The sequence below is a fragment of the Ruegeria sp. CDSB136 genome (genome assembly GCF_059610965.1).
This window is the reverse complement of record NZ_JBXWOP010000001.1, coordinates 296,169-309,228: the sequence shown is the minus strand read 5'-3', so window position 1 is coordinate 309,228 and position 13,060 is coordinate 296,169. Positions and strand designations below refer to the sequence as shown.

At 59.3% G+C, this 13,060-nt stretch carries 14 protein-coding genes; 8 read left to right on the top strand and 6 right to left on the bottom strand.

What is annotated here, in order from left to right:
• Positions 1 to 22: 22 nt before the first annotated feature.
• On the top strand, positions 23 to 802 hold the full coding sequence (gene xth / locus AC2FIR_RS01570) for an exodeoxyribonuclease III (protein WP_480910969.1): 780 nt from the start codon (positions 23 to 25) through the stop codon (positions 800 to 802).
• Between the two features lie 4 nt (positions 803 to 806).
• Here xth and AC2FIR_RS01565 read toward each other — a convergent pair whose 3' ends face one another.
• Together AC2FIR_RS01565 and dksA are read right to left on the bottom strand one after the other, a co-directional pair.
• Positions 807 to 1,955, bottom strand: a complete 1,149-nt coding sequence (locus tag AC2FIR_RS01565; protein ID WP_496761836.1) for an FAD-dependent monooxygenase — start codon at positions 1,953 to 1,955, stop codon at positions 807 to 809.
• A gap of 72 nt (positions 1,956 to 2,027) precedes the next feature.
• Positions 2,028 to 2,450, bottom strand: a complete 423-nt coding sequence (gene dksA / locus AC2FIR_RS01560) for an RNA polymerase-binding protein DksA (RefSeq protein WP_170610471.1) — start codon at positions 2,448 to 2,450, stop codon at positions 2,028 to 2,030.
• Between the two features lie 382 nt (positions 2,451 to 2,832).
• Here dksA and AC2FIR_RS01555 point away from each other — a divergent pair, with 382 nt between their 5' ends.
• From AC2FIR_RS01555 to AC2FIR_RS01525, 7 genes are all read left to right on the top strand, one after another.
• The gene (locus AC2FIR_RS01555; RefSeq protein ID WP_496743796.1) at positions 2,833 to 3,678 is read left to right on the top strand and encodes an AAA family ATPase; all 846 of its coding nucleotides are present in this window, start codon (positions 2,833 to 2,835) and stop codon (positions 3,676 to 3,678) included.
• Positions 3,679 to 3,807: 129 nt separating this feature from the next.
• Entirely contained in the window at positions 3,808 to 4,257 is a 450-nt protein-coding gene (locus AC2FIR_RS01550; RefSeq protein WP_496743794.1) for a GNAT family N-acetyltransferase, read from the top strand.
• Positions 4,254 to 5,621, top strand: a complete 1,368-nt coding sequence (locus tag AC2FIR_RS01545) for a DUF2927 domain-containing protein (RefSeq protein WP_496743792.1) — start codon at positions 4,254 to 4,256, stop codon at positions 5,619 to 5,621. Before AC2FIR_RS01550 ends, AC2FIR_RS01545 begins: the two co-directional genes overlap by 4 nt.
• A gap of 7 nt (positions 5,622 to 5,628) precedes the next feature.
• Positions 5,629 to 5,799, top strand: a complete 171-nt coding sequence (locus AC2FIR_RS01540) for a hypothetical protein (protein ID WP_170610462.1) — start codon at positions 5,629 to 5,631, stop codon at positions 5,797 to 5,799.
• 4 nt (positions 5,800 to 5,803) lie between these two features.
• Complete coding sequence (locus AC2FIR_RS01535; RefSeq protein WP_170805533.1) at positions 5,804 to 6,988, top strand: vWA domain-containing protein; 1,185 nt, start codon at positions 5,804 to 5,806, stop codon at positions 6,986 to 6,988.
• 74 nt (positions 6,989 to 7,062) lie between these two features.
• Complete coding sequence (locus AC2FIR_RS01530; RefSeq protein WP_496761832.1) at positions 7,063 to 7,359, top strand: antibiotic biosynthesis monooxygenase family protein; 297 nt, start codon at positions 7,063 to 7,065, stop codon at positions 7,357 to 7,359.
• A gap of 81 nt (positions 7,360 to 7,440) precedes the next feature.
• Positions 7,441 to 8,130: a M48 family metallopeptidase gene (locus tag AC2FIR_RS01525; protein ID WP_496743789.1), complete on the top strand. Its 690-nt coding sequence runs from the start codon at positions 7,441 to 7,443 to the stop codon at positions 8,128 to 8,130.
• 45 nt (positions 8,131 to 8,175) lie between these two features.
• Here the strand turns inward: AC2FIR_RS01525 and AC2FIR_RS01520 are convergent, their stop codons facing one another.
• From AC2FIR_RS01520 to glnE, 4 genes are read right to left on the bottom strand one after another with little or no spacing between them, the layout of a single operon-like run.
• Positions 8,176 to 8,727, bottom strand: coding sequence for an RSP_2648 family PIN domain-containing protein (locus AC2FIR_RS01520; RefSeq protein WP_496743787.1), 552 nt, complete (start codon positions 8,725 to 8,727; stop codon positions 8,176 to 8,178).
• Entirely contained in the window at positions 8,724 to 9,932 is a 1,209-nt protein-coding gene (locus AC2FIR_RS01515; protein WP_170610452.1) for an RSP_2647 family RNA methyltransferase, read from the bottom strand. The genes AC2FIR_RS01520 and AC2FIR_RS01515 overlap by 4 nt, the downstream gene beginning before the upstream one ends.
• Positions 9,933 to 9,975: 43 nt before the next feature.
• Complete coding sequence (locus tag AC2FIR_RS01510) at positions 9,976 to 10,248, bottom strand: hypothetical protein (protein WP_170610450.1); 273 nt, start codon at positions 10,246 to 10,248, stop codon at positions 9,976 to 9,978.
• Positions 10,232 to 13,027 (bottom strand): bifunctional [glutamate--ammonia ligase]-adenylyl-L-tyrosine phosphorylase/[glutamate--ammonia-ligase] adenylyltransferase, encoded by a 2,796-nt coding sequence (glnE, locus tag AC2FIR_RS01505; RefSeq protein ID WP_496715105.1) that lies wholly within the window; start codon positions 13,025 to 13,027, stop codon positions 10,232 to 10,234. Before glnE ends, AC2FIR_RS01510 begins: the two co-directional genes overlap by 17 nt.
• Between the last annotated feature and the right edge of the window lie 33 nt (positions 13,028 to 13,060).

The window sequence follows — 13,060 nt, the reverse complement described above, 5'->3', positions numbered from 1 at the left end:
CCAAAGCCACGGAGGACCGCGCATGAAAATCGCCACATTCAACATCAATGGCATCAAGGCGCGGGCCGAAGCGCTGCCCCGGTGGCTGGACGATGCGCAACCGGATGTGGTGCTTCTTCAGGAAATCAAATCGGTAGACGAGAATTTCCCACGGGAAATGTTCGAAGAGCGGGGATACAACGTCGAGACCCACGGCCAGAAAAGTTTCAATGGCGTGGCCATCCTGTCCAAGTTGCCGCTAGAGGACGTGACCCGCGGATTGCCGGGCGATGATGCGGATGAACAGGCACGCTGGGTCGAGGCGACTGTCGTCGGCAAAAAGGCTCTGCGCATTTGCGGTTTGTATCTGCCGAACGGAAATCCCGTTCCGGGACCGAAATACGATTACAAACTGGCGTGGATGGACCGGCTTTATGAGCGGGCCAAAGATCTGTTGGCCAGTGAAGAGCCCGCCTTGATGGCCGGTGACTACAACATCATCCCTCAGGCCGAAGATGCCAAACGTCCGGACGCCTGGCGCGAGGACGCCCTGTTTCGTCCGGAAAGCCGTGCAGCGTTTCGCAAGATCCTGAACCTTGGGTTTACCGAGGCGTTTCGGGCACGCACGCAGGGGCCGGGCCACTATTCATTCTGGGACTATCAGGCCGGGGCCTGGAACAAGAATGACGGTATTCGCATTGACCATTTTCTGCTGACCCCTCAGGCGGCCGACCTGATGCGCGATTGCCGGATCGATGCCGAGGTTCGCGGACAGGAAAAACCATCCGACCACGTTCCGGTCTGGGTCGATTTCGATCTGTAAATCGTCACGCCGTGGCGTCGTAACTGTAGATCCACTCATACCGCCGCCCCAGTCGCGGCCCCATTGCGGTCAGTGCCATCTGTGCTGCTACGCGCATCGGCCCGCGCAGATGAAAGTTGCGCGCATTGGCAGTTGCCGTTTCGACTACCTGTCTGGCGCGCGCAGCGCGCGCGGTTTCATAATTGCCAAGCGCATCCGCCAGACTGTCGGCCTGAAACGAACGCGCCAGTATCAGTGCATCTTCCAGTGCGAGACAGGCGCCCTGCGCCATGAACGGAAGCGTCGGATGGGCGGCATCCCCCAGCAAGGCAATGCGTCCATTCTGCCATTTCCGTGCAACCGGCCGAAGGTGAAGCGCCCAGACAAAAGTCTCTTGCACTTCGCCCAGAATCTCACGCACTTTTCCGCCAAAATCCGAGAACCGTTGGCGCAATTCCTCCGGATCACCCGCAAGGCGCCAGTCTTCCTGTTGCCAGTCTGATCGTTCCTCGATCGCGACAATGTTCATAAGGCTCTTATCCCGCAGGGGATAAGTCACGACATGCTGCCCCGGCCCCATCGTCAAATGCGCCTTGGGTGCGCTCAGCTCGACACTCCAGGGGATTGTCGCGCGCCAGGCAACCTGATGGGAAAAACCTGGTATCTCTTCTCCGTTCAGATAGGGACGAATGGCGCTGCGGCCGCCATCTGCCGCGATCAGACAATCGACCGTCAGCAGATCACCGTTTGCCATCCGGATCTCGACACTATCGTCGTCTTCCCGGATGTCCTGAACTTGGCTGTTCAAACGGATTTCCACGCCAGCCGCCTGGGCGGAGTTCAGCAGCAATTCAATCAGGTCCGCCCGGTGATAGTAATAAGTGGGACCTGCCGAAGGTTCCCGTATTCGGCTGATGAAGCGGCCGGTTTTGTAATCACGCAAAACCGTTCCATAGGACCGCTGGCCAGATTCGATGGCGCCACTCACCGCACCCAATGCTTTCAGCACCACCATGCCGTTGGCACTGATCTGCAACCCGGCCCCGACCTCGCTGATGTCGCTGGCCTGTTCAAGGACCACCACATCAGCTCCGGTCTGACGCAATGCGGTGGCAGCGGCAAGGCCGCCGATTCCCGCACCCACAACCGCGATTTTCAAACCCTGAGTATTCATGAATCAGACTTACCGCACAAAAAACGCCGGAGCCAATGGCCCCGGCGTTTTTGAATTGCAATATTCCGGCGGTTAATCGTCGCGGTGGACTTTTTCGCGGCGCTCGTGACGCTCTTGCGCCTCAAGCGTCATGGTCGCAATCGGACGCGCATCCAGTCGCTTAAGCGAGATCGGATCGCCCGTCATCTCGCAATACCCGTACTCGCCTTCGTCAATCCGGCGCAGTGCCGAGTCGATCTTAGCCACCAGCTTGCGCTGACGATCACGGGTACGCAGTTCCAGCGCGCGGTCGGTTTCCTCGCTTGCGCGGTCGGCGACATCAGGGATGTTACGCGTGTTGCCCTGCAACCCTTCGATGGTATCGCGGCTGCCTGCTAAAAGTTCATTCTTCCAATCGGTCAGCTTGCGTCGAAAATATTCAAGCTGGCGGTCGTTCATGAACGGTTCATCTTCGGCCGGTCGATAATCTTCCGGCAGAAAAACTTCCTGTTTCATTTGTGCTCCCTCGGTACGGCCAGAAACGTCGGTCGCGGTCGTTTCACCTGACATTTGGCACCCCCTCTGCGCAGCATTTATCCGACGGCGCAGGGAATGTCACTACACAAAACCCGGACTGCTGCGCCGTCATCATGTCAGTATCTAATAATGATACTTTGCAAGGGAAAACCTTGTTTTTCTGTGGAGTTTTCCGGGCCTTTTCCGGGCAGTTTGTTAACAGCGCAACTTTAGGATGAGGGCGAATCAATTCCCAGGCCTTCCCGGGCTGCAATTTTGCCTGCACGGACGCAGCGGCGCGGGTTGTCAAACCCGCCCGCCCTCTGTACCCCAAGGGGCGCAAATTCCGCCCATGACGGGCACGATACGACACGGGGGCCCAATGACCACACGTTTCCAAGGTACAGCCGAATATGTTGCCACAGACGACCTCAATATCGCCGTCAATGCCGCTGTGACCCTTGAACGCCCGTTGCTGGTCAAAGGTGAACCCGGTACTGGCAAGACCGAACTGGCCAAGCAGGTGGCCGGTGCGCTGGGTCTGAGAATGATCGAATGGAACATAAAGTCGACCACGCGCGCGCAACAGGGTCTGTATGAATACGATGCCGTCAGCCGCCTGCGCGACAGCCAGCTGGGCGAAGAGCGCGTGCACGACGTGTCGAACTACATCCGCAAGGGCAAGCTGTGGCAGGCATTCGAGACGGACGAAAAGGTCGTTCTGCTGATCGATGAGATCGACAAGGCCGATATCGAGTTTCCAAACGACCTGCTGCAGGAGCTCGACAAGATGGAGTTCCATGTCTACGAGACCGGAGAGACCATCCGCGCCAAAAACCGGCCGATCGCAATCATTACCTCGAACAACGAAAAAGAACTGCCCGACGCATTCCTGCGCCGCTGCTTCTTCCACTACATCCGCTTTCCGGATGAGGCCACGATGCGCCGGATCGTCGACGTGCACCACCCAGGCATCAAGGACGCGCTGCTGACCACGGCCCTGACCCAGTTCTACGAAATCCGCGAAACTCAGGGGTTGAAGAAAAAACCTTCGACCTCGGAAGTGCTGGACTGGCTCAAGCTACTTCTGGCCGAGGATCTGACAGCCGAAGACCTGAAGCGTGATGGTGTCAACGCTCTGCCCAAGCTGCATGGCGCACTGCTTAAGAACGAGCAGGACGTGCATTTGTTCGAACGCCTTGCTTTCATGGCGCGCAGCAAGCGGTAATTCCGCCGATATGGCTGAACATCGGGTGATCGCGGGTTGCCTTGGGTCCGACCGGATGTCAGCATAACTCCGGCCAGCCCCGGCGCATCGCGCCCCGAGACCGACATGAATTGACAGGATCTGCAACAGATGCCCGACGCCCCAACAGTTCGCCCCTTGCGTAACGAGGACCGGGATCAGTGGTCCGACATGTGGCGCGACTACCTGGCGTTCTACGAAACATCGGTTCCGGACGACGTCTATAACACGACCTTTTCCCGTCTTCTGGGAGATGACCCAAGTGATTTTTCCTGTTTCGTTGCCGAACTGGACGGGCAACTGATCGGGCTGACTCATTTCCTGTTTCACCGCCACGCCTGGAAGGTTGAACAGGTTTGCTATCTGCAGGATCTGTTCACACGCCCCGAAGCGCGCGGCACGGGTGTCGGGCGGGCACTAATCCAGGCGGTCTATGACGAGGCGGATCGCCAAGGTGCGCCGTCAGTCTACTGGTTGACCCAGGGTTTCAATCATACTGCCCGAAAACTCTACGACCGCATTGGAAAGCAGACTCCGTTTATCAGGTATCAGCGTCCATGATGCGATGGGTTGCTCTTTGTCTGGCGGCCGCATTGGCGGGCTGTGCGTCTGTCAAAACGACGGAACCCCCGACCCGGGTGCAAGCGGTGGAAAGCGTGCTGCCCCCGGCAAAGATGTTCACAAGATCTTATCCGATGCCGCCCGCGCGCTCGAACGGAAACATCGCTGCTGATTTTATGTCGCTGCATTTCGCACTGGAATCCGGCGCGGTTCTGCCCGTGTTCACGCGCTTTGAAGGTCCGGTCACTGTCCGATTGACCGGCACTCCGACCGCCAGCATGCAACGCGATCTGACCAGGTTGCTGACCCGCCTGCAACGTGAAGCCGGGATCGACATCCGTCAGATCAGGGACGGTCAGGCCAACATTACCATCGAGGCGGTCGGTCAGAAACAAATCCACAGCATCTTGCCCAATGCCGCCTGTTTTGTGGTGCCAAACGCATCCAGTTTTGAAGAATACCGCCGCGACCGGCGTAAACGCAAAAGCAACTGGACCGAATTGCGCAAGCGCGAACGTCTGGGGATTTTCATCCCATACGACGTTAGCCCACAGGAAATGCGCGACTGCCTTCACGAGGAACTGGCGCAAGCGCTGGGGCCGCTGAATGACCTGTACCACCTGCCGGATTCGGTTTTCAACGACGACAATATCCACACCGTCCTGACCGGCTTTGACATGCTGATCCTGCGCACCGCCTACGCGCCCGAACTGCGCAACGGCATGACCCCTGAACAGGTCGCGGCCGCCCTGCCCGGAGTTCTGAGCCGCCTAAACCCACGCGGTGACAGATTGCCGAAGCAACCCGTTTCGGAAACGCCGCGCGAGTGGATTGTTGCGATACAGAAGGCGCTTGGGCCGGGTCAGGGCTCGTCCAGACAGGTCCGGGCAGCCGAGAACGCAGCGCGGATCGGAAAAGCGCGCGGCTGGACAGATCATCGCCGCGCTTACCCACACTATCTGTTGGGCCGCATGGCCCAGTTCGATGACCCGCTGGAAGCGAAACGTCAGTACGACATTGCCATGCAATATCTGATGCAGACCCCCGGCACCGAAGTTCATAGGGCGCATGTCACCACACAGACCGCTGCCTATTCGCTGGCGCAAGGCAGAGGGCCGGAGGTTCTGCCTCAACTGGACAACGCGATTGATGTCATGACAAAGGCCGAAAACGCCTCGATCCTGGCCACGCTGCTGCTGTTGAAATCCGAAGCTCTCAATCAGGCCGGTCGCCCGGAACAGGCACGCGCCGTCAGGCTGGACAGTCTTGGGTGGGCAAGATACGGCTTCGGCTCGGATCTGGTAATGCGTTCCGTGACTCAGGAAGTCGCCGCGACGAACGCCAACACTGAAAACAACGGATGACGGGCGAATGGTAGTGGTTCTGGGCATGGCGGTTCTGGGCGCAATTCTGGGGGCGCTGACCGCGCGAAAACGCAATGGGTCCGGGGCGGACATTGCACAATACGCCGCCGGATACGGCATCGCGTTCGCACTGGCAGGTTTGGTGATGTCCCTGATCCTGGTTCGTCTGGTAGCCTGATCCGATGTTTCTGCCCTTCTTCGAAAACCTTCGCAAAGCAGGCATTCCGGTGTCTCTGCGCGAGTATCTGACGTTTCTGGAAGGGATGAAAAAAGGGCTGGCCACCTATGATGTTGAGGCCTTCTATTACCTCGCTCGTGTGTCGATGGTGAAGGACGAACGTAACATCGACAAATTCGACCGGGCCTTTGCCGCCAGCTTCGAAGGACTGAACGAGATCAGTTTCGATCAGGTGCTGGAGGCGGTCGATATCCCCGCCGACTGGCTTGCCAAGATGGCTGAAAAGCACCTTAGTGACGAGGAAAAGGCCGAAATCGAGGCTCTGGGCGGATTTGACAAGCTGATGGAGACGCTGCGCGAGCGTCTGAAAGAGCAGCAAGGCCGCCACCAGGGTGGCAACAAGTGGATCGGCACCGCCGGAACCTCGCCGTTCGGCGCCTATGGCTACAACCCCGAAGGCGTCCGGATCGGTCAAAAGGAAAGCCGCCATCAGCGCGCGGTCAAGGTCTGGGATAAGCGTGAATTCAGAAACTTAGACGACACAGTTGAACTTGGCACCCGCAACATCAAAGTGGCACTGAAACGCCTGCGTCGCTGGGCCCGTGAAGGGGCTGCCGAAGAACTGGATCTGGACGGAACCATCCGGGCCACGGCAGAACACGGCTATCTGGATGTCAAAACCCGGCCTGAACGTCACAACGCCGTAAAAGTGCTGCTGTTTCTGGACGTGGGCGGTTCGATGGACCCGCACATCAAGGTGGTCGAGGAGCTGTTCTCGGCCGCCCGGACCGAGTTCAAGCATCTTGAATATTACTATTTCCACAACTGCCTCTATGAAGGCGTCTGGCGCGACAATCGCCGTCGTTGGGATCAACAGACACCGACCCACGAAGTGCTGCGCACCTATGGTCCGGACTACAAGTGTATCTTTGTCGGCGACGCTTCGATGAGCCCTTACGAGATCGCCTATCCCGGTGGCGCGAACGAGCATTGGAACAAAGAAGCCGGTCAGGTCTGGCTGCAACGCGCGCGCGAGCAGTGGACGTCGAACCTGTGGATCAATCCGGTCCCCGAGAAATACTGGGAATACACTCACTCGATCGGAATGATCCGCGAGATTTTCGAGGATCGCATGGTGCCAATGACACTGGCTGGACTGGAGCAAGGGATGCGCGAACTGACGCGGTAACGCCAGGGGAGCCGGGCGCAAGGCGCACCATGTTATGATGTAACATTCTCACCATGTCGGAGAGGTACACGAAAATGATCATTCGCATCTTTCAGGTTGTAAAACGCCCTGGCAAAGAGGAAGAGTTTGGCAGGTTTTTCCATGAAACCGCTATTCCGCTTATGAAAAGCACCAGGGGAATCGTAAATGTGCTTCCCGGTGCGCCGCGGAAAGAGACCCCCAGAGAATTCAGTTTTGTCATGGTTTGGGAGAGTTTGGACGCCCTGAAAGCCTTTGTCGGGGAGGATTACGCCAGCCCGCATATCGACCCCGCCGAGGCTGAACTGGTCGAAAGCAGATTGATAAAGCATTACAATCTGGTCGAAACCTGAGTTCAAATGCCCAGATCAAAACAAGCGTTCAATCCGAGAATTCAGGTTGCCCTGACCGGCCTGCACGCCCATATCTGAACTATGCTTCGACTGACCCCGATCCTGCTGGCCATAGCCTATGCCGTTGTGATGTATCGCATCTCGGTCTGGCGCACGCATCGGGAACTGGATGCCAAATCGACCGAGCTGGCAGACCCGGCACTGAAGCGGATGACCGACCGGCTGGCTGTCGCTTTGAATGTGGATCGGGTGCCGGTCTATATTTACGAGATTGATCCGGTTAACGGGCTGGCCTCGCCGGATGGCCGCATCTTCATCACACGCGGCTTTTACCGGAAATTCGCAAACGGAGAGGTTTCCGCCGAAGAAATGGCCAGCGTCATCGCTCATGAGCTGGGCCATGTTGCGCTTGGACATGCAAGGCGGCGGATGATCGACTTTTCCGGGCAGAACGCTTTGCGCGCAGCGCTGATGCTGCTGCTGAACCGGTTCATTCCCTTCATCGGTGCCTGGATTGCCAATATGCTGACGCATCTGCTGGCATCGCGACTGTCGCGTGGCGATGAGTATGAGGCGGATGAGTATGCCGCTGCGCTTCTGACCAAGGCAGGGATCGGAATTGGCCCGCAGAAATCACTGTTTCACAAGCTGGAAGGCCTGACCCAGCAGCGCGCCGGTGTCGTTCCGGCCTGGTTGATGAGCCATCCGAAGACAGATGAGCGGATTGCGGCGCTGGAAGTCCTTGAACAGCGTTGGGGATCAAACGCATAGGGTCGGAACTTGGGGGCGCCGCCCCTTTCGCTCTCCGAGGGACTTTCAAACAGAAGTCGTATGCAGCGCTTTGCCCAGACGCGGCAGGCGGGCTTTTTTCATGAGCGCGCGCAAGGTCCATTGATCGCCGGACAGACGGTTGGCTTCGGCCAGAACGCGCGCGGCGTTTTGGGCCATTCCGTTGGGGTCGGTAGTCCAGAAACCATACAGAAATGTATCGGGGTCGACGCGGTCAAGTCCCTCTTCGGCCAGAAGGTTCCTTGGAAAATCCTTGGCGTTTACCGTGACAATCACATCAGCGGAACTGGCGATTGCTGTTGCCAGCACGTGGATGTCCGCAGCATCATGCAACCACAGACGGTTTTCGATACCCGGAGCCGCTGACTTTGCTGCGCCCGGCCATTGCGTCTGTGTCAAAGCGATTTCGGCGCGGGCCTGCATTTCACCGTCGGGGCCCAGCTTGCGCGCGGCACGGGCCCATTCCTCGAGGATACGGTCCGACCAGACAGGTGTGAAATGGCCCAGACGGGCCGCGCCCAGCAGCATCTCTCGCATCACCGTGGGGTAGATGACGCAGGTGTCCAGAACCGCCTTCACAACCGGAAGAACACCGCTTTTAGGTAGCCGCTTTCGGCCAGTTGCGGCAGCTGCGGGTGGTCGGAACCGGCGAAACCTGTGTGGATCAGTTGCGCCCGCCGCCCGGCCCGCCCGATCCCGCGGGCGGATGCGTCCCTGAAGCGGCCCAGATCCGCCGCGTGAGAACAGGAGCACAAGCCCAGATACCCGTCGGGTTTGACCAGCGGGGCGGCCAGACGCGCAATACGTTCATAGGCCCGCAAACCGGCATCAAGCGCTTGTTTCGAAGGTACAAATGCCGGGGGGTCGCAGACCACAACGTCAAAGCGGGCTCCTTCATCGCCCAACTGGGTCAAAACATCGAACGCATCACCCTGCCGCGTGCTGAAGCGGTCGGAAAAGCCCGAGGCCGCAGCCCCCTTGGTCGCCAGATCCAGCGCTGCCGCAGATCCATCCACGGATAGCGCACCAGCAGCGCCGCCCGCCAACATCGCCAGACCGAAGCCGCCCACATGGCTGAACACGTCCAGTACCTGAGCACCGGGGTGCACCAGTCTGGCGGCAAAGGCGTGATTTGGGCGCTGATCGTAGAACAGACCGGTTTTCTGGCCGCCCGTCAGATCGGCCATGTAGGTCGCGCCATTCATCGGAACGGGCAACGGAGCATCCGGGGCCGTACCGCGCAGGGTCATGTTCACATCATCCAGCCCTTCCAGCCCGCGCGTACGACCAGAGGCATTCTTGAGCACCGTGGAAACCCCGGTCACCTTGACCAGCGCATCGGTCAGCCTGTCCAGATGAGCTTCGGCCCAAGCGGCGTTGGGCTGGATCACGCAGGCGTCACCAAAACGATCGATGATGACACCGGGGAATCCGTCAGCCTCGGCATGCACGAGGCGGTAATAGGGTGCGTCGTACAAACGCTCGCGCATCTCCAGCGCCCGTGTCAGGCGAGTTTCGAACCACGCTGCATCAAGCCGTGCGTTCAGATCGCGATCGAGAACGCGGCACATGATTTTTGAATCCGGGTTGACCGCCACTAGCGCTATCGGCGCCCGTTTGTCATCTTCCAGAACGGCAAGCGAACCAGCCGGGATTTTTCGCGTGCGGCGGTCGGTGACGATGTCATTGGCATAAACCCAGGGAAAACCATGGCGCAGACCGCGCGCATTGGCCTTGGGTTTCAGACGGATGGAAGGGCGATCTGTTTCAGCAGGCTGGGTCATGACGCCCTCTTAGTGGCGAACGCGGGCCTGCGAAACCCCTTGTTTACCTGTCGCGCCCGCGCCAGCCGCCGCGCCGCTTCGGAGCCTGAGCGGTTTGAAGCCCCTCACGCAGCACCTTCGTCATAGGATGTTCAGCATTTTCAGTTGCATAAGCCGCGTGCAACTCGGTCAGGGCCTGCGTCTGATCACGATCCGCAGGCAAGCTGAGCGCCCAGTCCAGAAAGATACTGCGGCATTCGGGCAAAGTGATGCCGTCTATGCGATAGGCTTCGAGTATCAGACCCTTGTGATCGTTTGGATCAGAGTTTCGGCCCATCGTCTTCCCCTTGCATCACCATCCCGATCAGCCGGGCGGCCGTATCGTAGCTTTCCTGCAGCGCGTTCTGCAACTGGCTGACCTGGTCAAATCCGGTGGCCCGGCAAAGGAAGGCGGTGCCGCCTTCGCCGATCTGATCTGCCTCGATCACTTTGCCCGACAGCAGTCGCGCAGCGCATTGTACCGACCAGCATAGGTCGTAACAGTCCTTCAGGGATTGTGCCTGCGCGACATCCAGCAACCCGGCAGCGACCGCGCCATCCAGCCCGGAATGCACGTCGCGTTGAGGAATGCCGGCCAGCAACGCTCCGGTTTCGGCCATCAGTTCGATATCCATCATCCGCCCCGGGCCGTTCTTGGCATCCCAGATACCAGCCGGCGATTTTGCGGCGGCAAGCCGTTCCCGCATTTCGGCGACCTCCCGCAAGATCTTGTCCCGATCGCGCGGCTGCGCCATGAAATCTGCGCGGAAGGTTTCGATCGCATCGCCAAGGTCCGGGTCACCGCCCACGACGCGGGCACGGGTCAGCGCCAGATGTTCCCACACCCAGGCCTCATTTTTCTGGTAATTGGTAAAACTGGCCCAGCTTGTAGCCACCGGACCCTGATTGCCGGAGGGGCGCAGGCGCATGTCGACCTCGTAAAGCCGTCCTTGCGACATCGGTGCAGACAAGGCGGTGATCAGGGCCTGTGTAAATCGGGCAAAATACGGACGCGTGCCCAACGGACGCGGCCCGTCCGACATATCCTGATCCAGCGGATCATAGATGACAATCATGTCTAGATCGGATTGCGAGTTGATCTGCCCCGCCCCTAGCGAGCCCATGCCCAGAACCACGGCCCCGCGCCCCGGCGCCGGACCATGTTTGCGGGCAAACTGTTCGGCCACGCAGGGCAGGATTGCGGCGATCACGGCATGAGCCAGTTCGGCGTATTGCCGCCCGGCCTCTACACCGTCAATCAATCCGCGCAGGTGGTGTACACCGATGCGGAAATGCCATTCCTTGCACCAGCGCCGTGCCAGATCCAGCCGGGATTCATAATCGTCCTCACCAGACAACGCCTGCGTCAACTCAGCCTCAAGCGCGGCCTGCCCGGGCCAATCGGCAAAGAAACTGCCGCCAATAACGGCATCAAAAACCGAAGCGTTGCGCGACAGATGCGTGGCCAGTGCGTGCGAAGTACCGACAATATCGATCAGCAGGTCGATCAGTTGCGGGTTGGCTTCGAACAGGGAAAACAACTGAACCCCGGCGGGCAATCCGGCCAGAAACCCATCAAGCGCCTGCAACGCCTCGTCGGGCTGGGCTGTCTTGGCCAGACGCGAGAGCAATTCGGGCTTCAGGCGTTCGAATATCCGTGCGCCGCGCTGCGAGCGCAAAGCGGGGTAAGTCGGCCAGCGGGCTAAAACGTTCTTGTCAAATTCTACGCTTTCTACCGAGGTCGGCCGTTGGCCATGCCCCGGGGCGAAAAACCCTTCGGTCAGTTCATGTACTTCGGTCAGCCTGCGGGTCAGGTCCGATTGCAACGCGGCGCTGCTGATCCCCATCAGGCAGGCGACGCGTTCAATTCCGTCTTCGGATTTCGGAACCTTGTGGGTCTGGGCGTCGTGAATCATCTGGATGCGGTGCTCAACCTCGCGATGAGCACGGTAATGATCGCTGAGCTTTTCTGAAACGTCCTGCGGCACCCACCCCTTGTTCGCCAGCGCCGCCAACCCCGGAACCGTTGCGCGCAGCCGCAGATCCGGGTCGCGGCCACCCGCAATCAACTGGCGTGTCTGGGTGAAGAACTCGATTTCCCGAATGCCACCCTGCCCCAGTTTCATGTCATGGCCGGGAATGGTCAGCGTGCCGCCGGTCCCCTTGTTTTCCCGAATGCGCAAGCGCATGTCGTGGGCGTCCTGAATCGCTGCAAAGTCCAGATGGCGGCGCCAGACAAATGGGCGCAGCGCGTCAAGAAACCTGTCTCCGGCGGCAATATCGCCCGCGCAGGGGCGCGCCTTGATATAGGCGGCGCGTTCCCATGTGCGACCCAGGCTTTCATAGTACCGTTCAGCCGCTTCCATCGCCAAGCAAACCGGTGTTACGGCCGGGTCGGGACGCAGGCGCAGATCGGTGCGGAAGACATAGCCATCAGCGGTTTTCTCGCTCAGCGTGGCGCAGAAATTGCGGGTCGCGCGCACCATGCTTTGCCGCGCGTCATAGAAATCATCCGGTTCGAAACGTGTCTCGTCGAACAAGACGATCAGATCGATGTCCGAACTGTAATTCAGTTCGTGCGCACCCATCTTGCCCATAGCCAGGATGACCATTCCCGCAGCGTTTACAACATCTTCCTCGGTCATTCCCGGCAGTTTACCGCGTCTGATCAGAGCCGCGATTTCCGCCTTGGCGGCGACATCCGCTGCCAGCGCACCAAAATCGGTCAGCGCTGCGGTCACTTTTTCCAGAGGCCAGGCCCCGGACAGATCGGCAAGCGCGGTCAGCAAGGCCACGCGCCGCTTGGCCTGCCGCAGCCCCGGTTTCAACTGATCCGGCGGCAAAGCACGGGCGGTATCCATCACATCTGCCAGCGCCTGATCAGGGTGGTGCAATGCGCCCGACAGCCATTCGGCCTCTCGTTCAACAAGGCTTTTCAGATAAGGACTGGAACCGGCGGTTCCGGCGATCAGATCACCTTGTTCACTGGTCAGATCGGGCACCAACGCCCGCGTCTCGGCCCCCAAAACGGGATCATAGGCAAGCGGTGCGCGAATAATGGCAAGTGCATCTGTCATGCGCGCAGGTTGCGCATCACCGTTGAGCAACGT

Coding starts and splice junctions, on each gene's coding strand:
- AC2FIR_RS01535 (WP_170805533.1), top strand. CDS start 5,804: ATGTTTCTGCCCTTCTTCGAAAACCTTCGCAAAGCAGGCATTCCGGTG.
- xth (WP_480910969.1), top strand. CDS start 23: ATGAAAATCGCCACATTCAACATCAATGGCATCAAGGCGCGGGCCGAA.
- glnE (WP_496715105.1), bottom strand. CDS start 13,027: ATGACAGATGCACTTGCCATTATTCGCGCACCGCTTGCCTATGATCCC.
- AC2FIR_RS01550 (WP_496743794.1), top strand. CDS start 3,808: ATGCCCGACGCCCCAACAGTTCGCCCCTTGCGTAACGAGGACCGGGAT.
- AC2FIR_RS01545 (WP_496743792.1), top strand. CDS start 4,254: ATGATGCGATGGGTTGCTCTTTGTCTGGCGGCCGCATTGGCGGGCTGT.
- dksA (WP_170610471.1), bottom strand. CDS start 2,450: ATGAAACAGGAAGTTTTTCTGCCGGAAGATTATCGACCGGCCGAAGAT.
- AC2FIR_RS01510 (WP_170610450.1), bottom strand. CDS start 10,248: ATGGGCCGAAACTCTGATCCAAACGATCACAAGGGTCTGATACTCGAA.
- AC2FIR_RS01555 (WP_496743796.1), top strand. CDS start 2,833: ATGACCACACGTTTCCAAGGTACAGCCGAATATGTTGCCACAGACGAC.
- AC2FIR_RS01525 (WP_496743789.1), top strand. CDS start 7,441: ATGCTTCGACTGACCCCGATCCTGCTGGCCATAGCCTATGCCGTTGTG.
- AC2FIR_RS01515 (WP_170610452.1), bottom strand. CDS start 9,932: ATGACCCAGCCTGCTGAAACAGATCGCCCTTCCATCCGTCTGAAACCC.
- AC2FIR_RS01540 (WP_170610462.1), top strand. CDS start 5,629: ATGGTAGTGGTTCTGGGCATGGCGGTTCTGGGCGCAATTCTGGGGGCG.
- AC2FIR_RS01565 (WP_496761836.1), bottom strand. CDS start 1,955: ATGAATACTCAGGGTTTGAAAATCGCGGTTGTGGGTGCGGGAATCGGC.
- AC2FIR_RS01530 (WP_496761832.1), top strand. CDS start 7,063: ATGATCATTCGCATCTTTCAGGTTGTAAAACGCCCTGGCAAAGAGGAA.